This is a genomic window from Novacetimonas sp. GS1 (assembly GCF_036686925.1).
Classification (GTDB): domain Bacteria; phylum Pseudomonadota; class Alphaproteobacteria; order Acetobacterales; family Acetobacteraceae; genus Novacetimonas; species Novacetimonas hansenii.
This window is the reverse complement of sequence record NZ_VSZP01000001.1, coordinates 3,223,080-3,241,364: the sequence shown is the minus strand read 5'-3', so window position 1 is coordinate 3,241,364 and position 18,285 is coordinate 3,223,080. Positions and strand designations below refer to the sequence as shown.

Genomic DNA, 18,285 nt, shown 5'->3' with positions numbered 1-18,285 from the left:
GCATCACCGGTCGGGACACGAGGCGCACATGGTCGTAAGGCGACTGGCGCAGGGCGCACGCCTGTCGATGGCACGCCTGCCCTTGCTGGTGGGCAAGGGGCGGGTGCCGGTCGCGCCTGTCCATAATATCCGTGACCTGTGGCCCGGTGATGCCGCAACGGGTGCGATGCTCATCAAGGGCATGATGACGCAGGAGGGATATACCCATCCCATCGGGCCGGGGATGTGGGACAATCCCGATTTTGAACCAACCTTCCGCGAAGGGCTGCACAGTTTCCGCTGGCTGCGCGATTTGCGCGCGATGGGCACGGATGCGGCCCGGCTGCGTGCGCGTGCGCTGGTGGATGACTGGCTCCTGAATCCGCCAATCCACCCGATGGTGCGTGACTGTACCGTGGCGGGCGCACGTGTCGCGGCATGGCTGGGGCATTATGATTTCTTCGCCGCCTCCGCCAGCGACATGTTCCGTCAACGCCTGATGGCCCGGCTTCTGGTGGAAGGACGGACCATTGCCGCCCTTCTGCCGCCCGAATGCCATGACTGGCAATCGCTGACGGCGCTGAAGGGGTTGCTGGCGGTTGCGGTGGCCATGCCGGAATATACTGGTTTCCTCAGCCGTTACCGCCGCTATATCGACGCAGAGGTGGAACGCCAGATCCTGCCCGATGGCTGGCACATCCAGCGCAGCCCGGAGGTGCAGTTGCGGGCCTTGCGTGAACTGGCGGAAATGCGCGCGATGATGCAGGCGGCACAGCATGCGCTGCCGCATTCTGTGGCGCTGGCGCTTGACAAGATGAGCCCCGTGCTGCGTGCCATGCGTCATGGGGATGGGTGCCTCGCCCTGTTCAACGGCAGCCATGAACGCAGCTCCACCCTGATTGAAATGGTGCTGTCGCAGGCTACGCGCACGCGGGTGGTGGCCAATGCCATGCCCGATGGCGGGTTTGTGCGCGCGCAGTCGGGGCGTTCGCTCCTGCTGGTGGATGCGGGGGCGCCCGCGCCGACGGGATATGACCACAATGCCCATGCGGGCACGTTGTCGCTGGAATTTTCGTGTATGCGACAGCGCCTGGTCGTCAATTGTGGCGGCGGATTCCTGCCGGAATGGAAAAAGGCGCTGCGCCAGACGGCCGCCCATTCCACGGTGGAGGTGGAGGGGCTGTCCTCCTCTGATTTCCATGAGGATGGCACGGTCGCCCGCCGTCCCGCCCATGTGGAGGTCGATCATGCAACGCGGGAGGGCGCGCATTGGCTGAGCCTGTCGCATGACGGATATTATCCCACGGCTGGCGCGACCTATGCACGGCGGTTGTACCTTGGCAGCAATGGTGACTGCCTGCGGGGCGAGGAAACCATAGAGGGCGAGCGTGATCTGGCGTTTGTCCTGCGTTTCCACCTGCATCCTTCGGTCTGTGTGCAGCCGGGGACGCAGGCCGACACTGTCATGCTGGAGGCGGGGGAGCAGACATGGAACTTCCGCGCCACGGGCGGGGAGGTCGTGGTGGAGGAGAGCGTCTATTCCGGCGGTCTGCGTCCTGTGCCTTCGACACAGATCGTCGTGCGGGTCGCCCCCAATGCCGCCCGCCCGCCCGCGACGGGCGAGGGCACGCCACAGGTTCCCGCCGGGGTGGAGGATGCGATACCCGCAGGCCCCGGACCGGCGGTGGAAACTGCACCCGGCAGAAAGCGCAGGGTGATCCGCTGGGCGCTGGAACGTGACAGGGGACCGGGCGGGGAATGAGGATACTCGAGATCACGAATGTTGATTTCGCGCTGTATCATTTCCTGTATCCCCTGATGCGTCGGCTGCGGGCCGATGGGCATGATGTCGTGGGTGTCTGTGCCGATGGCCCCTTGCTGTCGGCGGTGCGCGCCGATGGGTTCCGGGTGGAGGCCGTGGCGATGGCGCGGTCCTTTTCCCCCGTGGCGCAGATGCGCGCATTATGGGCGCTGGTGCGCCTGATCCGGCGCGAACGTCCCGATATCGTGCATGCGCACATGCCGATCAGCGGCCTTCTGGCCCGTCTGGCGGCATGGCTGTGTGGTGTGCCGTGCGTGGCCTATACCTGCCATGGTTTTTTGTTCAACCAGCCGGGGCCGTGGGTACGGCGTCGGCTGGCGCTGGTTCTGGAATGGCTGGCCGGGCGCGTGACCAATACGTATCTGACCGTTTCGTACGAGGAGGCGCGTGACGCGCGGCGGCTTGGCATTCACCCATGCGCCACGGCCATCGGCAACGGGCGTGATGGTGCGCTCTTTCGCCCCGACCCGCTGGTGCGGTGCAGGTTACGCGCGGACCTTGGCGTGGGGGCGGGGGATGTCGTCGTCCTCGCGGTGTCGCGGTTGGTGCGGCACAAGGGATATCCCGAACTGCTTGCGGCGATGCGTGATGTTCCCGATGCGGTCCTGTGGGTCGTGGGGGCGCGTCTGCCCACCGATCACGGGCCGGACATGGCGGACCTTATCATGGCGGCACAGGCGGAACTTGGCCCCCGATTGCGTTGTCTTGGGTATCGCGCCGATGTGGCGGACCTTATGGCGGCGGCGGATATCTTTGTCCTGCCCAGCCATTTTGAGGGGCTGCCCATGACGGTGATCGAGGCGATGCTGTCGGGCCTGCCGGTTGTCGGCAGCGATATTCGTGGCATTCGCGAACAGATCGTCACGGGGCGGACCGGATACCTTGTCCCCCCCGCGGATGCGGGTGCCCTTGCGGCTGCGCTGGGGCGGCTGGTGCGGTCCGCCGGTCTGCGCCGCATCATGGGCATGGCAGGGCGCGCACGGGCGTTGCAACTGTTTTCACAAGATGCCGTGCTGGCGCGGACCTGCGCCCTGCTGGTGCAGGGCGCGCGGCGGCGTCAGGGTTGTGACAGTTGGCCGCCCATTTCCTGAATCATGGTTTCGGTTTCCTGCGGGTGTGCATTGATCAGCTTCACGTTCGCAGGGTTCAGCGCGGGCGCGCCCTTGGGCGCCTGCTGGTGCATCAGGGCGGTCGTCATGCCAAAGGTCGTGATGCCCATGACAAAGTCCGACGCGCTAAGCCCGTGTTCGCGCAGGATCGGCATCAGGCGTTCCATCTGCGCCGTGCGTTCGATCGTCTGTGACAGCGACAGGTTGCCGCTTTCGGGGGGGGTAACATTCCGTGCCTTGATCTCCTTGATGGTGGGGATCATGACCGTGAAGAAATTGTTTGGCAGGCGGTACTGCGCGGCCGCGGTGATGTCATGCATCATCATCGCCTGCTGTTCGGATGTCGGCTGCTGTCCCGCCGGGGCCTGCTGTGCCATCGCAGGCAGCACAGGCAACGACAGCGACAGGGCAGCGACAAGGAAATATGTGCGAAAAGTCATGGCTGGCTGGTCCATTCGCCCTGTTTCATCAAGGATTCACGCGTGCCGTCATGGGTGATGGCGTCCACGTCGATCTGGTTCGACCCGATCATCCAGTCAATATGGATGAAGCTGGAATTTGCGCCACGTTCAGACAGTTGCGCAGCATCAAGGGTGTCGGTGTCGAGCATGCATTTGGTATAGGACTGTCCCAGCGCGATATGGCTGGCGGCATTTTCATCGAACAACGTGTTGCGAAACAGGATGCCGCTGCTGGAAATCGGTGATGAGGCAGGCACCAACGCCACCTCGCCCAGGCGGCGTGCGCCTTCGTCGGTGTCAAGAATGCGTGTCAGGACCTCCTGACCCGTGCGTGCGCTGGCTTCGACAATGCGGCCATCTTGGAAACGCACCGCGATATCGTCAATCAGCGTCCCCTGGTGGAACAGGGGCTTTGTCGCGCGCACCGTGCCATCGACGCGACGGGCATGGGGGGTGGTAAACACTTCCTCGGTCGGGATGTTGGGGTTGCAGGTGATGCCATTGCGTGCGGGTTCCGACCCGCCTGCCCATGCGTGCCCATCGGCAAGCCCTACCGTCAGGTCCGTATCCGGCCCCCGGAAATGCAGTGCCGCAAAACGGCGGTCATTCAGCCATGAGGCACGCCGGTGCAGGGTTTCGTTATGCCGCGCCCATTCTGCCACCGGGTCGGCGGTCGTTACGCGCGACGCGGTAAAGATGGCATCCCACAGGCGGGCAAGCGCCTGTTCGGGGGGCAGGTCGGGGAACACCTGCTGTGCCCATGTGGGGGTGGCGCAGGCAACAATGTTCCAGTTGATGGCAAAATTGGTGATCAGTTCCATGGCGGGCCGCCCCGCCAGTGATGACGCGCGTGACGCACGGGCGACGCGGTCGTGGTTTTCCCCCGACAGCAGCGTGGGATTGCCCCCCGTGATTGCCATGCGGGCCGCCCCTTCGCGATAGGCCTCCGCCATGCCGTCCTGCAGCCACTTTGCCGCCGTGTCGAACGTGTCGTCGGGTGCATGGCGGAAACGCGCCAGCGTGGTTTCATCGTCGCTGTAGAACGTGCTGACCAGTGATGCCCCCGCGCGATAGGCATGTTCGGTAATGCGCCGCACCAGCGGCACCGCGTCGAGCGGCGCGGTAATCAGCAGTTGCTGGCCATGGGCGATATTCAGCCCGACCCGGACCGCAACCTCGCCAAGCCGGTCGAGGAGTTCTGCGTGGTTGGAAGCTGGGGCCATGCGTGCATTCATCCTGTTTATGGCGATAGGGATGGCGGGCCGCGCTGTGCCCGCCCTGTCACGAGGTGTCTGTCACGATACGATAGACGATAGTCCACGGTTGCGTAAAATCATACCGTAACCTGTTGGGGAAAAGCGAAGGTGATGCAAATGGCGGGGATACCTGATGGTCGCGGAAATGCCGTCAGGCTGTGTGAGGTCGCCGCCGTGCGTGAACGCCCGCAACGTGTCGTCACGCAGGGGCGTGCGCTTGTGGTTTGGAGCACGCAGGACGGGCGGGTATGCGTGTTCGATGATCGCTGCCCGCATGGCAATGCGCGCCTGTCCACTGGTTATGTCCAGTATGACCGGCTTGTCTGCCCGCTGCATATGTGGACCTTTGGCATACGCGGCGACGTGGATGCGCCCGGTGGGCGGATTGAGGCGGCAAACCCCATGCCGCGTCCCTATGACGCATGGGTGGAGGGGGAAGATGTCTGGGCTGACGTACGTCCCGCCATGGGAAAGTCTGCAAATTAACGCATTGAGAAGTAGTAAAAATTTTGGTGAATCTTTTTCGCAAGCTCTGAAAGACGCAGCCTTTTTCGCTTCAGGGGTGGCGCTCAAAAACTTTCATTCACTACGGCATGCCGTCAGTTAAGCCCTGAAAGCTTGAGCAGAGTGTTTGAAAACAGCTCATTGACAAAAAAGAAAAGTTTTGGGTGCCGCCTTTTGATCGAAAAAGGCGGCGTCTTCTGAAGCTTTTTGGAAAAAGCTTCACCAAAAACCTTTATAATTTCAGGATGTTATCGAGCCTGATTGTTTAAACAGTCTCTGGGCTGAGGGGGTGTATTTTCTGTCGCTCTATATGGACTGTTTTTCCGGCTTTGGAGGAGAACAATCGATGCGGCGCTATGGCTTACGTTGGCGAGCAGTGAGAGCGGATAACTGATGACACGCCGTAGAATCCGGGTCTTCGCGTAGCAGCCATCCCCGGATTACCGCGAGGATATAATCGCACTGCGCCTGTTCCAGGGCGCGCCCCTTCGCAAAGCCATGCCATTTCTCTATGCAGCCGCGACAGCAGGTGCCGGTTGCATGCTGTGCGACGAAAACCGGATGCCCCCGCCATGGGGTCTGCCGCCCGTCCTTATGCGGGTGGGCGGGGGCGAGGCGTGTCGCAATGAACTCAGCCGCATGTTCGCATACATTGTGCAGCCCCTGCCGGTGCAGATAGGCCCGATCCCTTGTGTCGAGATGAAAACGTGTGCGAAAGCGCGAGCGCGACAGTCGCGCCCACAGATCCTCTGCGACATCAGGTAGTGTGGTGGACAGGGCCGTATCAGGCTGTGTCGTATCAGGGTGGGTCGTATCACATTGGGCCGTGCCTGCTGGCGTCTCCCGTGATGGCGGCGGTGGCGCGAACAGGTCCGCCTGTCCCGCCGGTGGGGCCGCCGCCTGCCTGCGACGCGAGGGCGCGCGCACCGTCATGACCGGGGCGTGCTTCAGGCCGGGCGCACCAGAATGTGCTTCTTCTTGCCGGATGACAGCTTGATAACCCCGTCATGCAGGTCGCCTTCGCCGATCATGCGTCCCTCATCCGTCACCACCTCGTCATTAAGGCGTGCGCCACCCCCACGGATCAGGCGGCGTGCCTCCCCATTGCTGGCGACAAGGCCACTGTCGGCAAACAGGCGGAATGCCGGGATACCTTCATGCAGGGTGGCGGCGGCGATGCTGATGGAGGGCAGGGCATCCGCGCTCAGCGCACCTTCCTCAAACGTGCGGCGGGCGGCCTCGGCGGCCTGTTCGGCTGCCGCGCGGCCATGGCACAGGGCGGTGGCCTCGGTTGCCAGGACCTTCTTCGCCTCGTTGATGCCCGCACCGGGCAGGGCGGCCAGACGGTCGCATTCCTCAACCGGCAGGTCGGTAAACAGGCGCAGGAAACGCCCCACATCGGCATCTTCGGTATTGCGCCAGAACTGCCAGTATTCAAAGACCGGCAGGCGTGCCGCCGACAGCCAGACCGCGCCGCGCGCGGACTTGCCCATCTTGGTCCCCGAACTGGTGGTCAGCAGCGGCGTGGTCAGGCCGAACACCTGTTGCTGGTTCATGCGCCGCACCAGGTCGATGCCCGATACGATGTTCCCCCACTGGTCCGATCCGCCCATCTGCAATGTGACGCCATGGCGGGCGTTGAGTTCGCGGAAATCATAGGATTGCAATATGGAGTAATTGAACTCCAGAAAGGTCAGGCCCTGTTCGCGTTCCAGCCGGCTGCGTACCGAATCGAACGACAGCATCCGGTTGATCGAGAAATGGACACCCACATCACGCAGCAGGTCGATATAGGACAGCCGGTCCAGCCAGTCGGCGTTATTCGCCAGGATCGCGCCGGACTTGTCTTTCGCGCTGGACTTGTCATCGAATGACAGGAACTGCCGAAGGCATCCCTCAATCCCGCGCAGGTTCTGTGCAATCGTCTCGGCCGTCATCAACTGGCGTGCTTCCTCGCGGAAGGAGGGATCGCCGATCTTCGCCGTGCCCCCGCCCACCAGCGCGACAGGCCGGTGGCCGTGTTTTTGCAGCAGACGCAGCATCATGATCTGGATCAGGCTGCCGACATGCAGGCTGTCCGCCGTGGGATCAAACCCGATATAGCCCGAAACCGGCCTCGCCTGCATGGCGGCGTCGAGCGCCTCCATATCGGTGCACTGGAAGATGAAGCCACGTGCCTCGGCCTCGCGGAGGAATTCGCTTTTGGGCATGGTCTCTACTGTATCTGCGGGTTGTCACGGGTCCACCCTGGGGTGGCGATGCGACAAGGGGTCTAGCATGATCGCGCCATGCGAAGAAACCATCCGCCAACCAATGCGTTGGCGGGACCGGGCCTCTGTCCGGTCACGTAACCGGACAGTCAGAAGCGCGGGAGGAGACATGGCGCGACAACATGCCGGCCGGCCCTGTGACAGGAGGGTGTGCGACGGGGTGCAATACCATAGGGCACGATATGACCCCGCACCCTGCGACAGCGGGCGCTGCGCGACGGCGGCGTCGCGTATGCCCGGTATCGTGTCGTCAGGCGTCGCCCGTGCGTCAGTCGGCGGCGAGGGCCAGCGCGCGGCGGTTCATCACAGTGCTGACATGGTCTTCAAGCGCAGCGGCGACTTCATCCGCGTGGGAGGCGAAGATGTGGTCCGCGCCCTTGAAGATGCGGTAGTCCACCTCGACACCCTTTTGGGTGTTGAGCTTGTCCACCAGTTTATGCACGGCGGGTTCGGGCACCAGTTCGTCGGCATCGCCCGCGATCATCAGGCCACCGCATGGACAGGGGGCGAGGAAGCCGAAATCATAATGGTTGGCGGGGGGCGCCACGCTGATCCAGCCGGTGATTTCGGGGCGGCGCATCAACAGTTGCATGCCCACGAACGCACCAAAGGAATATCCCGCGATCCACAGGCCGCGTGCATTGGGGTTGACCATCTGCATCCAGTCGAGTGCGGCGGCCGCGTCCGAAATTTCCCCGATGCCACCGTCATAGCGCCCCTGGGAACGCCCGACCCCGCGCGAGTTGTAGCGCATGACCGAAAAGCCCATCTTTTCGAATTCGCGATACATCGCATAGGTGATGCGGTTGTTCATGGTGCCGCCATGCAGCGGGTGCGGATGAAGAACCAGTGCAAGCGGCGCGTTCGGCTCGCTTGAGTGATGGTAGCGTCCTTCCAGGCGGCCGTCAGGGCCGGCGAACATGACCTCAGGCATATATATCCCGCATATGGTTGCCCGGCTGCCTGATGGCATGGCGGCGGGGCGGTTGTCATTGTTGCCTGTCCGATGGCGATGCCCCGCACCGGACTGGCGACTGATCAAGTGGCCCGGCGGCAGCAATGCTGGCCCCGGTGGCGCCGTAGCGACCCGATGGCGGCCATGTTGCGGCGCCGGTAAACCCAAAACATATGTCTGCACCCCACGGCCCCGGATGCCGTGATGCCCGGATACCGGGACTGAGTGTGCGCGGACCGGACATATACCGATTGGGCCTGATAATGCTGACGTGGCCTAGGGATTAAAAATGTTAGTTTGTCGGGTAAGCGTTGCGTCTGTGGCAGGCATGTCGGGGTATGGCGTTGCGTGTGCCGGCCTGTCCTTATGCTGCCTCATGGTCTGCGCTCCGCCATGTGTTGCTGCGTGATGGGGCGGGGGCTTGCCGTTGCCCGGCTCCCGCCGGGCCTCATCACACGTGTGGGATGCGCAGCTTATAGCGAGGCCAATTCACAAATTGCCACATAAATCGTAAACATGGGCCACGAAGTAATGCCGTGGTATTGGCGGGCACAGAAGGATCGGGGATTGAAATGAACGGTGCCGGCGGGGATTTTTTCTATCTGGACGCCAATGCGTCGGAGCCACTTCGCCCCGAGGCGCTCGATGCGATGACGGCGGCGGCGATGGTGTGTGGCAACCCCGCGTCGGTCCATCGGTCAGGTCGCGCCGCGCGTGCCGTCATGGAGTCCGCGCGGGAAGAAATTGCCGCCACGTTCGGTGTGACGGCGGAAAACTGTGTCATGACATCCGGCGGGACGGAGGCCAATGTCCTGGCGGTTGATGCGTTGGGGCGCGGGCGGCGCATCCTGTATGGCGCAAGCGAACATGACGCCGTGCGCATGGCCGCGCAGGCGCATGGCGGGCAGGCCATTCCCATCGACGCGCAGGGTGTGATCCGCCTCGACACGCTGGCGGCCCTGCTGGCACAGCCGGGGGAGGCGCTGGTCTGCGTGATGCTGGCCAATAACGAGACGGGTGTGATCCAGCCGATTGCCGAGGTCGCGCGCCTGTGTCGCGCACATGGCGCGCGTCTGCATGTCGATGCGGTGCAGGCGGCCGGACGCATGGCGGTGGACCTGCGCGTGCTTGGCGCGGATAGCGTGGCGGTGTCGGGGCATAAATTCGGCGGGCCGAAGGGCACCGGCGCGCTCTTGCTGGCGGGGGCGGGGTTCGTCGCCCTGTCGCCCATGCTGGCGGGTGGGGGGCAGGAACAGGGGCGGCGCGGTGGTACGCCCGCGCTGCCGGCTATCGCCGGTATGGCCGCCGCCCTGTCGGCCGCGACGCGTGACCTGGCCGATCCCACGCATCGGGCGCGCCTTGCGCGGTTGCGCGACGACATTGACCGTGTGGCGCGTGACTGTGGCGCGGTGGTCTGTTCGGCGGATGCGCCACGACTGGCGCACACCACCTGCCTTGTCCTGCCACACCGGCGTGCGCAGACGCAGTTGATCGCACTCGACATGGCGGGGTTTTGCGTCTCCGCCGGGGCGGCATGTTCGTCGGGAAAGGTCGCGCGTTCGCATGTGCTGGTCGCGATGGGGCTACTGGATCAGGCGGAATGTGCGATTCGCGTCTCCCTGCCATGGTCGGTGACAGATGCGCAGGTGGGGGCGTTCATGGCCGCATATGCCGACATGGTCGCCCGCCTGCCCCTGCGCGCGGCGGTTTGACGTGGACAACGTGAGGGCGCGCTTTACAATGGCGCGGTGACGACAGGGTTCCGGCTGCTGCCTTTTTGTGAAAAAAAGCGATGCTCTTTGAAGGTTTTTGAAAAAGCTTCATCAGGAACGTCCTTGCGCCAGCCCGGCATGGTGCCGTGCGGGAACATTGTCCTGGCATGGTGGGGATCGACCCACACGTGGCGGAGTTATGTGGCGGAGTTATGATGACAATGCTGGATATGGCACGTCCGGGCGCCCAGACGCCAGATGGGGAAATCTACCTCGATTATCAGGCGACGACGCCGTGCGATCCGCGCGTGGTCGATGAAATGCTGCCATGGTTCACCACGCATTTCGCCAATCCCCACAGTGTGGATCACGCGGCGGGGCGGCGAGTGCATGACGCCGTGGAAATCGCCCGCGCCCGTGTCGCCGCCCTGCTGGGTGCGCAGGCGCGTGAGGTTGTGTTCACGTCCGGTGCAACGGAGGCCAACAACCTTGCCATCAAGGGGGCGGTGCGTCACCTGCTGTCCACCGGCACGGCGCGACGGCGGGTCATCACGGTGGCCACGGAACATAAATGCGTGCTGGAATCCGTCCGTGATCTCCGGGCCGAAGGGTGCGAACCCGTTATCGTGCCGGTCGGGGCGGACGGGCGGCTGGACCCCGATGTGCTGCACCGTGCGCTGGAGGTGCCGACCCTGCTGGTCAGCATCATGATGGCGAACAATGAAACCGGCGTGATGCATGACATGGCCGGGCTTGCCCCGCTGGTGCGCCGTGCGGGTGCGCTGCTGCACAGCGACCTTGCACAGGCGGTGGGCAAGGTCGCGGTGGATGTGCGCGCGCTGGACCTCGACCTTGCCTCGGTTTCCGCGCACAAGATGTACGGGCCAAAGGGGGTGGGCGCGCTGTTCGTACGGCGCAGGCCGCGCGTGCGGCTGGCCGCGCTGTTTTCGGGCGGGGGGCAGGAACGCGGCCTGCGCTCGGGGACGCTGCCCGCGCCGCTGCTGATCGGTTTCGGGGCGGCGTGCGACATCGCGATGCGTGAAATGGCCGGTGATGCCGCGCGCGGGCGGATGCTGCGTGACCATCTGCTGCACCTGCTGCGTGCCGGATGTCCGGGGGTGGAGGTCAATGGTGACATGGAACATCGCCTGCCGACCAACCTGAACCTGCGTTTCGCAGACGCGACGGCCCTTGATATCATGGCGCGTGCGCCCGAACTGTGTGTGTCCACGGGGTCGGCCTGTTCCTCGGCCGAGGTGGTGCCGTCTTATGTGCTGACGGCAATGGGGCTGGATGCGGCGCAGGCGGCGCGAAGCTTGCGTCTGGCGGTCGGACGCTATACCTCACGCGCCGATATGGATCGTGCGGCGCAGATCCTGTGCCGTGCCGCGGCCGGGGGCGCATAGCGCGGGGATAGGAATGGCCCGGCATGGATGTCCGGGCGTGGAACTGTGTTCAGGATGGAATGATGGCGCATATTGTTTTTGTCGAACGTGATGGCACCCGGCGCGAGGTCGCGGCCCCGCTTGGGCTGTCGGTGCTGGAAATCGCGCACAAGAACGGGGTGGACCTTGAGGGTGCGTGCGAAGGGTCGCTGGCCTGTGCGACGTGCCATGTGGTTGTCGATCCGCAGTGGGCGGAAAAGCTGACGCCCCCGACCGAGGATGAGGAAGACATGCTCGACCTTGCCTTCGGGTTGGAAAAGACATCGCGCCTTGGCTGCCAGATCGTCATGACCGAGGCGCTGGACGGGCTTGTGGTGCGCCTGCCGCGTGCATCCTGAACGCGGATGTCCCGGGCGGGGCATGTGCCGGATGCGCGCGTGCCGGACGGGCATGTTCGTGGCGGGTGGCCCGATAATTCCTTTGACGCCGGGCCTGTGCCTTCGATAGGCAGGATGGCCCGGTTGTCCTCAATTCGTGTGAAAGTATAACGGACCCATGCGTATCCTGGTCGCCATGTCCGGTGGGGTGGACAGTTCGGTTGTCGCCGCCCGTCTTGTCGAAGAAGGGCATGAGGTGGTGGGGGCGACCCTGCAACTGTATGATTCGCGCGAAAGCGCGCGCAAGGGCGCGTGCTGTGCGGGACGTGACATCCATGATGCACGTCGCGTGGCCGATCGCCTTGGCATCGCGCATTACGTCATCGACGCCGAACGGCGCTTCCGCGACAGCGTGATCGAGACATTCGCCGACGCCTATGCCGAAGGGGAAACGCCAGTCCCCTGTGTCGCCTGTAACCAGGGGGTGAAATTCACCGACCTTCTGGGCATGGCGCGTGACCTTGGCGTCGATGCGATGGCCACCGGCCATTACGTCCGCCGCATCGAGGGGCCGCAGGGTGTGGAACTGCACCGTCCGGTGGATGCCGGGCGTGACCAGTCATGGTTCCTGTTTGCCACCACGTTGCAGCAGCTTGGCTTCCTGCGTTTCCCGCTTGGCGATATGCCGGACAAGGACGCCGTGCGGGCAGAGGCCGAACGTTTCGGTCTGGCGGTGGCGGGCAAGCCCGACAGCCAGGACCTGTGTTTCATTCCCGATGGTTCCTATGCCAGGCTGGTGGAGAAACTGCGCCCGCAGACCAGTGGCGCGGGGGAGATCGTGGACCTTTCCGGCAATGTCGTGGGCACGCATGAAGGGGTTGCGCGGTATACCGTGGGGCAGAGCCGCCGCCTGGGTGATGCGACAATGCAGGGGGGCGAACGCCAGATGGTGGTGGGGATCGAACCCGGCCGCAGGCGTGTGGTGATCGGCCCGCGCACGCAGGGTGTGACGCGCGAACTGCGGTTGCGGAACATGAACTGGCTGGTGGAACCGCCTGCTCAGGGCCTGCGCTGCAGTGTGCAGATCCGCGCGCGTGAGGCGGTGCGCCCCGCCACGGTCCGCCGCACGGAAGACGGGGCATCGGTCCTCCTTGACGAGGCGGCGGTGCCCGCACCGGGACAGGCCTGTGTGATGTATGACGGGACACGGGTGCTGGGCGGTGGGTTCATCCGCCGGCACGACAGCGCCGCCTGAAGGCCACGAAAGGACGAAGACATGGCAGAGGGAAGATTGGTCATCGGGACGCGGCGTTACTCCTCCTGGTCCTTGCGCGGCTGGCTTGCCGTCAGGCTGGCAGCGCTGGATGTGGAGGAGGTGGTGATCCCGCTTTCCAACGATGGCAACACGTCGGCCATCAGGACCATTTCCCCCAATGGCAAGGTGCCTTATCTGGAACATCGGGGAAGTGCGGTGTGGGAAAGCATCGCGATCTGTGAATATTGTGCCGATCAGGCGCCAGCCCTCTGGCCGGTCGCGCCGCGTGCGCGCGCCTTTGCACGCTCCATCGCGGCAGAGATGCATGCCGGTTTCCGTGCGGTGCGCGCGGCGATGCCGATGAATGTCGGGCGTCATGCCCGTCCGCTGGCGGGCGGCACGAATGACGACATCGATGCGGACATCGCGCGTATCGACGCTATCTGGACCGAGGCACGGCTGGATTTCGGGCAGGGCGGCGCGTTCCTGTTCGGTGCTGATTTTACACTGGCTGATGCGATGTATGCGCCCATCGTCTCGCGCTTCCTGTCCTATGGCGTGACCCCTTCGCCGGAATCAGTGGCCTATATGAACGCGGTGCGTGCGCATCCGCTGGTGGATCAGTGGTACCAGGCCGCGCTGGCGGAGCCGAAGGAATGGCGCAACGCCAGGTTCGAGGACATCCCCTGAGGGGTCGTATCGCCCGGTGTGGGGTAAACCCGGTGCGGAGTGAGTGATGCGTGTCGTGACAGTACTGCCCCGGCGGGAGGGATATTCCCCCGACGCGGTGGGCGCCATCGGGTTGCAGGTCACGGCCATGGCCGGGACGGATGATGTGGTCGTGGGCATGCCCATTACGGGCACACCGCTGTCTGGTGGCCGGTTCGTGCCGGCGGTGATGGGGTGGTGGCCACCGGGGACGGCGCTGTGGCGTTATGCATGCGCGGTGGCGCGTGCGATCCGTCGCACCATACCCGCACCTGAGCTGATCGAGGTGCATAACCGTCCCGACATGGCCCTGTTCCTGGCGCGCCGGTTCCCCGGCGTTCCCATCCTGCTGGTGCTGCATAACGATCCGCAGGGCATGCGTTTTGCCCGCACGCCCGCGCAACGGCGTGCATTGGTGGGGCGGGTGCGTATCGCCGCCGTATCACACTGGCTGCGTGCGCGCTTCCTCGACGGCCTGCCTGACGATTGCGGCGCGCGCGTCGTGTTTTCCCCCAATGGCACCGCCGTGCCCGCAACCTGTACGCCGGCCGCCGCGCGTGAAGCGGTGGTGATGTTCGCAGGGCGTGTGGTCGCGGACAAGGGGGCGGACCTGTTCGTGCAGGCATGGGCCAGCATCCGCGCGGCCCATCCCGGCTGGCGCGCGGTGATGTATGGCGCGGACCGTTTTTTTGCGCAGGCGCCTGAAACCCCCTTCATCGCAGCACTGCGGCCGCAGGCAAAGGCGGCAGGGGTGAAGATGTTGGGATACCGCCCCCATGCCGATGTATTGGCGGCGATGGGACGGGCGGCGATCGTGGTCATGCCCGGACGCTGGCCTGAACCCTTTGGCCTCAGCGCGCTGGAGGCAATGGCGGCGGGGGCGGCGCTGGTGTCCGCGCCGTATGGGGCGCTGTCGCGGGTGGTGGGCGATGGCGGCCTGCTGGTGCCGCCAATGCCGGTGGAGGGGCTGGCCGCCGCCCTGTCGGGCCTGATGGGTGCGCCCGCCGCGCGCGCGGCCCTGTCGGCGCGGGGACGCGAACAGGCGCGCCGGTTCGACCTGCCCCATGCCCGTGCCATCCGGCACGAGGTCCGCGCCGCCTGTATCGGCGCAGGGGTGTGATGTGGGCGCATGTTCGGGGCGCATGACCATCGCGCATGTCGGCAGCATGGGGGCTGGGTATGTGACAGGCGCACCAGTATGCCTATATGCAGGAAACGTAATTCGAGAGTGATGGAGTAACACCATGTCGGACGCCACGCAGGCATCGCTGGATACGGACAGGCTTGTGCCGGTCACGGTCCTGACCGGATTTCTGGGCGCGGGAAAGACGACGCTGCTCAATCACATCCTGACCGCCGAACATGGCCGCAAATATGCGGTTGTGGTTAATGAATTCGGCGAACTGGGTGTGGATAACGACCTTGTCGTGGATGCGGACGAGGAAGTGTTCGAAATGAATAACGGGTGCATCTGCTGCACCGTGCGGGGTGACCTGATCCGTATCCTTGGCAACCTGATGAAGCGGCGCGGCAGGTTCGACGGCATCATCGTGGAGACGACCGGCCTGGCCGATCCCGCCCCCGTTGCGCAGACCTTCTTTGTCGATGAGGATGTGCGCGGCAAGACGCGCCTTGATGCGGTTGTGACCGTTGTGGATGCCTATAACGTGCTTCAGACCCTTGAGGACAGCACAGAGGCGGTGAACCAGATCGCCTTTGCTGATGTGATCATCCTCAACAAGACCGACCTTGTGGACGAAGTGGCGCTGGCCAGCATCGAATCGCGTATCCGTGCGATCAACGGCGTGGCGCGCCTGCATCGTGCGCAGCGCGGCGATGTCGCGCTGAGCGATGTGCTCGATCAGGGCGGGTTCGACCTGCAACGCGCATTGCAGCAGGCCCCGCATTTCCTGGAAGAGACCGAACACCATCATGAGGAGGACGTAACGTCGATGTCCTTCGTGGTTGAGGAACCGCTTGACGCGGCAAAGTTCCAGGCATGGATCGGCGCGCTGTTGCAAGAACAGGGCGCGGACATCCTGCGCGCCAAGGGCATCCTGAATTACAGGGGCGAGCCCCAGCGTTTTGCGTTTCAGGCGGTGCATATGATGGCTGATGGCGGCTTCATCGGCCCGTGGAAAGCGGACGAGACCCCGCAATCGCGCCTTGTGTTCATCGGGCGCAACCTTAACCGCCCGCAACTGCGTCGTGGTTTTGAAAGCTGCCGTGCGAGATGAGTGAGCAGATGAACACGACCATGCCCGAAACCCTTCTGCAACGGCGTGGCGCCACCCGCACATTGCAGGCCCATGTGACCGGCTGCGTCATTTCGCGTGACAGCCAGCAGGTCGCCTTCGTCACGGGGGAGGGGGATATCGTCCTCGCCCCGCGTGCGGATTGGGGGCAGGCCGATGCGTGGCAGGTGATGACCATCCATGATGGTGCGATCCTGTCGGTCGCGCCCGATGCGGGGCCGGGTGGGTTCCTGACGGGGGGGGACGACAACGCCCTGCGCCGCGTGGCCGCCGATGGGTCCGTCAGTGACCTGGTCAAGGGCCGCCGCTGGATTGAACATGTCACGACCTGGACCAACCCCAGGGATGCGACGAAGGGCGGCGTGATCGCCTTTGCCGCGGGCAAGAATGTGGAACTGCGTGATGCGTCGGGGGCGAATACGCTCAAGACGCTGGAACATCCCTCCACCGTCAGCGGCATTGCGTTCGACGCCAAGGGCAAACGTATCGCCGCGTCGCATTACAATGGTGCGACGATGTGGTTCGTGCAGGCCAGGGTGGACACGCCGCGGCTGCTGGAATGGAAGGGCAGCCATATCGGCATCGCCATCCATCCAGAGGGCGAGGCGCTGGTGACGTCGATGCAGGAATCCGAACTGCATGGCTGGCGGCTGTCGGACGGGCACAACATGCGCATGAGCGGCTACCCCTCCAAGGTGCAGTCGATGGCCTTTACCCGCAATGGAAAATGGCTCGTCACCAGTGGCGCGGATGTCGTGGTGATGTGGCCGTTCTTTGGCGGTGGGCCGATGGGCAAGGCGCCCGCGGAACTTGGCGGGGTGCCGGGCGTACCCTGTACCCGTGTTGCAACCCATCCCGTCCATGACATCGTGGCGGCGGGTTTTGCCGACGGCACGGTGCTGATTGCCGACAGTGCGGCGCAAAAGATCCTGCCGGTCTGCACGGCGGGGGGCGGGCCGGTATCCGCCCTGACCTTCAGCGAGGATGGCTGCGCCCTTGCTTTCGGGACAGAGGAAGGACGCATCGCCATCGTGGACCTGTCCGCGCGTTGAGCACGGGATCGCACGCGGGCGGCATGTCCGGGTTGGATGTGCCCCCTGTGCGCGTCCTGCATATCATGGCGGGGCGGGGAAATGGCGGGGCGGAACTTTATTCCACCGATGTGATCCTCAGCCTGCAGCATGCGGGACTGTCACAATGCGTGGTGATGCGCCCGGATGCGCCGCGGGCTGCGGAACTGCGCGCGGCGGGGGTGGATGTCATCACCGATCCCCTGAATGTGCCCTTTGCGATGATGCAACGCCGGCGCGTGGGGCGTGAAATCGCGCGCTATCGGCCGGATATCGTGCATTGCTGGCTGCGCCGTGCGGCCGAACTGACGCCGCCCAATACGGGGCGGTTGGCGCAGGTCATTGGCTGGTTCGGTAATTACAAGGATCTGCGCGCGTTTTCGCACTGCCGCTGGTTCGTGGGCTGCACACCTGACATGGCGGATTCGATGCAGGCGCGCGGGGTTGCTGCCGATCATGTCGCCTATATCCCGACCTTCCCCTCGGTGGAGGACGCTGCCCCGGTATCGCGGCGGTCCCTGAAGACGCCCGATGATGCCCGCGTGCTGCTGACGCTGTCGCGCCTGCATGAGGCAAAGGGGCTGGAGACGTTGTTGCGCGCATTGCGTGACCTGCCGGACTGTTACCTGTGGATGGCAGGCGACGGGCCGCTGCGTGATGCGCTGGGGGATCTGGCTGCGACGCTGGGGGTGGCGTCGCGTGTGCGTTTCCTTGGCTGGCGGACGGACCGTGGCGCGTTGCTTGCTGCGGCGGAGGTCTGTGTGCTGCCGTCACGTTATGAACCGTTCGGGACGGTCATCCTTGATGCATGGTCGGCGCGCGCGCCGCTTGTCGCCTGTGCCAGCGCCGGGCCGCGCGCGCATGTCCGCGATGGGGAAAATGGCATGCTGGTGCCGATTGACGACGTACCCGCCCTGACGCATGCCCTGCGCGCCGTACTGGATGATCCGGCACTGCGTGCGCGGATCGTGGCGGGGGGATATGCGCAGTACCGTGCCCGTTACACGCGTGAGGCGGTGACGCAACAATGGCTGGATTATTACCGCCGCATCTGCGTGCCGGGATGACGTCATGAAACCAGTGTGACGTCATGAAATCTGGTTTCTGTATTTTTAAAACACTATGTCTTTCAAAGATTTTCTAGAAATCATTGCCAGGAGCATCTGG

General features: G+C 64.4%; 18 protein-coding genes. 12 read left to right on the top strand and 6 right to left on the bottom strand.

Annotated features, from left to right (window positions below):
• Nucleotides 1-28: 28 nt before the first annotated feature.
• Entirely contained in the window at nucleotides 29-1,741 is a 1,713-nt protein-coding gene (locus tag FYB92_RS14215) for a heparinase II/III family protein (protein WP_332828837.1), read from the top strand.
• Nucleotides 1,738-2,892 (top strand): glycosyltransferase family 4 protein, encoded by a 1,155-nt coding sequence (locus FYB92_RS14210; protein WP_062808590.1) that lies wholly within the window; start codon nucleotides 1,738-1,740, stop codon nucleotides 2,890-2,892. Before FYB92_RS14215 ends, FYB92_RS14210 begins: the two co-directional genes overlap by 4 nt.
• Here the strand turns inward: FYB92_RS14210 and FYB92_RS14205 are convergent.
• On the bottom strand, nucleotides 2,859-3,350 hold the full coding sequence (locus FYB92_RS14205; protein WP_040511466.1) for a hypothetical protein: 492 nt from the start codon (nucleotides 3,348-3,350) through the stop codon (nucleotides 2,859-2,861). The genes FYB92_RS14210 and FYB92_RS14205 overlap by 34 nt on opposite strands.
• The gene (locus FYB92_RS14200; protein ID WP_281650157.1) at nucleotides 3,347-4,594 is read right to left on the bottom strand and encodes an aminopeptidase; all 1,248 of its coding nucleotides are present in this window, start codon (nucleotides 4,592-4,594) and stop codon (nucleotides 3,347-3,349) included. Before FYB92_RS14200 ends, FYB92_RS14205 begins: the two co-directional genes overlap by 4 nt.
• Before the next feature lie 150 nt (nucleotides 4,595-4,744).
• On the opposite strand from FYB92_RS14200, the gene FYB92_RS14195 reads away from it, so the two are divergent.
• Nucleotides 4,745-5,113, top strand: a complete 369-nt coding sequence (locus FYB92_RS14195; protein ID WP_332828836.1) for a Rieske (2Fe-2S) protein — start codon at nucleotides 4,745-4,747, stop codon at nucleotides 5,111-5,113.
• Between the two features lie 372 nt (nucleotides 5,114-5,485).
• On the opposite strand, the gene FYB92_RS14190 is transcribed toward FYB92_RS14195, so the two are convergent.
• The 3 genes from FYB92_RS14190 to FYB92_RS14180 all read right to left on the bottom strand — a co-directional run bounded on the left by FYB92_RS14190 (nucleotide 5,486) and on the right by FYB92_RS14180 (nucleotide 8,335).
• Complete coding sequence (locus tag FYB92_RS14190; protein ID WP_408902375.1) at nucleotides 5,486-6,064, bottom strand: DUF4186 domain-containing protein; 579 nt, start codon at nucleotides 6,062-6,064, stop codon at nucleotides 5,486-5,488.
• Nucleotides 6,065-6,078: 14 nt separating this feature from the next.
• A complete protein-coding gene (tyrS, locus tag FYB92_RS14185; protein ID WP_332828835.1) occupies nucleotides 6,079-7,341 on the bottom strand; it encodes a tyrosine--tRNA ligase in 1,263 nt (420 codons plus the stop codon).
• 328 nt (nucleotides 7,342-7,669) lie between these two features.
• A complete protein-coding gene (locus FYB92_RS14180) occupies nucleotides 7,670-8,335 on the bottom strand; it encodes an alpha/beta hydrolase (protein WP_003617827.1) in 666 nt (221 codons plus the stop codon).
• A gap of 593 nt (nucleotides 8,336-8,928) precedes the next feature.
• On the opposite strand from FYB92_RS14180, the gene FYB92_RS14175 reads away from it, so the two are divergent.
• The gene (locus FYB92_RS14175; protein ID WP_332828834.1) at nucleotides 8,929-10,068 is read left to right on the top strand and encodes an aminotransferase class V-fold PLP-dependent enzyme; all 1,140 of its coding nucleotides are present in this window, start codon (nucleotides 8,929-8,931) and stop codon (nucleotides 10,066-10,068) included.
• A 23-nt stretch (nucleotides 10,069-10,091) separates the two neighbouring features.
• Here FYB92_RS14175 and FYB92_RS14170 read toward each other — a convergent pair whose 3' ends face one another.
• Nucleotides 10,092-10,226, bottom strand: coding sequence for a hypothetical protein (locus FYB92_RS14170; RefSeq protein WP_003617829.1), 135 nt, complete (start codon nucleotides 10,224-10,226; stop codon nucleotides 10,092-10,094).
• A gap of 63 nt (nucleotides 10,227-10,289) precedes the next feature.
• Here FYB92_RS14170 and FYB92_RS14165 point away from each other — a divergent pair, with 63 nt between their 5' ends.
• The 8 genes from FYB92_RS14165 to FYB92_RS14130 all read left to right on the top strand — a co-directional run bounded on the left by FYB92_RS14165 (nucleotide 10,290) and on the right by FYB92_RS14130 (nucleotide 18,185).
• Nucleotides 10,290-11,474 (top strand): cysteine desulfurase family protein, encoded by a 1,185-nt coding sequence (locus FYB92_RS14165; RefSeq protein ID WP_003617830.1) that lies wholly within the window; start codon nucleotides 10,290-10,292, stop codon nucleotides 11,472-11,474.
• 62 nt (nucleotides 11,475-11,536) lie between these two features.
• Nucleotides 11,537-11,851: a ferredoxin family 2Fe-2S iron-sulfur cluster binding protein gene (locus FYB92_RS14160; RefSeq protein WP_040511472.1), complete on the top strand. Its 315-nt coding sequence runs from the start codon at nucleotides 11,537-11,539 to the stop codon at nucleotides 11,849-11,851.
• Between the two features lie 157 nt (nucleotides 11,852-12,008).
• Nucleotides 12,009-13,085 carry a tRNA 2-thiouridine(34) synthase MnmA gene (mnmA, locus tag FYB92_RS14155; RefSeq protein ID WP_003617832.1) on the top strand — a complete coding sequence of 359 codons (1,077 nt, stop codon included), beginning with the start codon at nucleotides 12,009-12,011 and terminating at the stop codon, nucleotides 13,083-13,085.
• 21 nt (nucleotides 13,086-13,106) lie between these two features.
• Nucleotides 13,107-13,775 (top strand): glutathione S-transferase family protein, encoded by a 669-nt coding sequence (locus tag FYB92_RS14150; RefSeq protein ID WP_003617833.1) that lies wholly within the window; start codon nucleotides 13,107-13,109, stop codon nucleotides 13,773-13,775.
• A gap of 46 nt (nucleotides 13,776-13,821) precedes the next feature.
• The gene (locus FYB92_RS14145) at nucleotides 13,822-14,913 is read left to right on the top strand and encodes a glycosyltransferase family 4 protein (protein WP_332828833.1); all 1,092 of its coding nucleotides are present in this window, start codon (nucleotides 13,822-13,824) and stop codon (nucleotides 14,911-14,913) included.
• A 124-nt stretch (nucleotides 14,914-15,037) separates the two neighbouring features.
• Nucleotides 15,038-16,030, top strand: a complete 993-nt coding sequence (locus tag FYB92_RS14140) for a GTP-binding protein (protein ID WP_192264905.1) — start codon at nucleotides 15,038-15,040, stop codon at nucleotides 16,028-16,030.
• An 8-nt stretch (nucleotides 16,031-16,038) separates the two neighbouring features.
• On the top strand, nucleotides 16,039-17,100 hold the full coding sequence (locus FYB92_RS14135) for a WD40 repeat domain-containing protein (protein ID WP_408887683.1): 1,062 nt from the start codon (nucleotides 16,039-16,041) through the stop codon (nucleotides 17,098-17,100).
• Nucleotides 17,101-17,147: 47 nt separating this feature from the next.
• Nucleotides 17,148-18,185 carry a glycosyltransferase gene (locus tag FYB92_RS14130; protein ID WP_408902403.1) on the top strand — a complete coding sequence of 346 codons (1,038 nt, stop codon included), beginning with the start codon at nucleotides 17,148-17,150 and terminating at the stop codon, nucleotides 18,183-18,185.
• The last annotated feature ends 100 nt before the right edge of the window (nucleotides 18,186-18,285 follow it).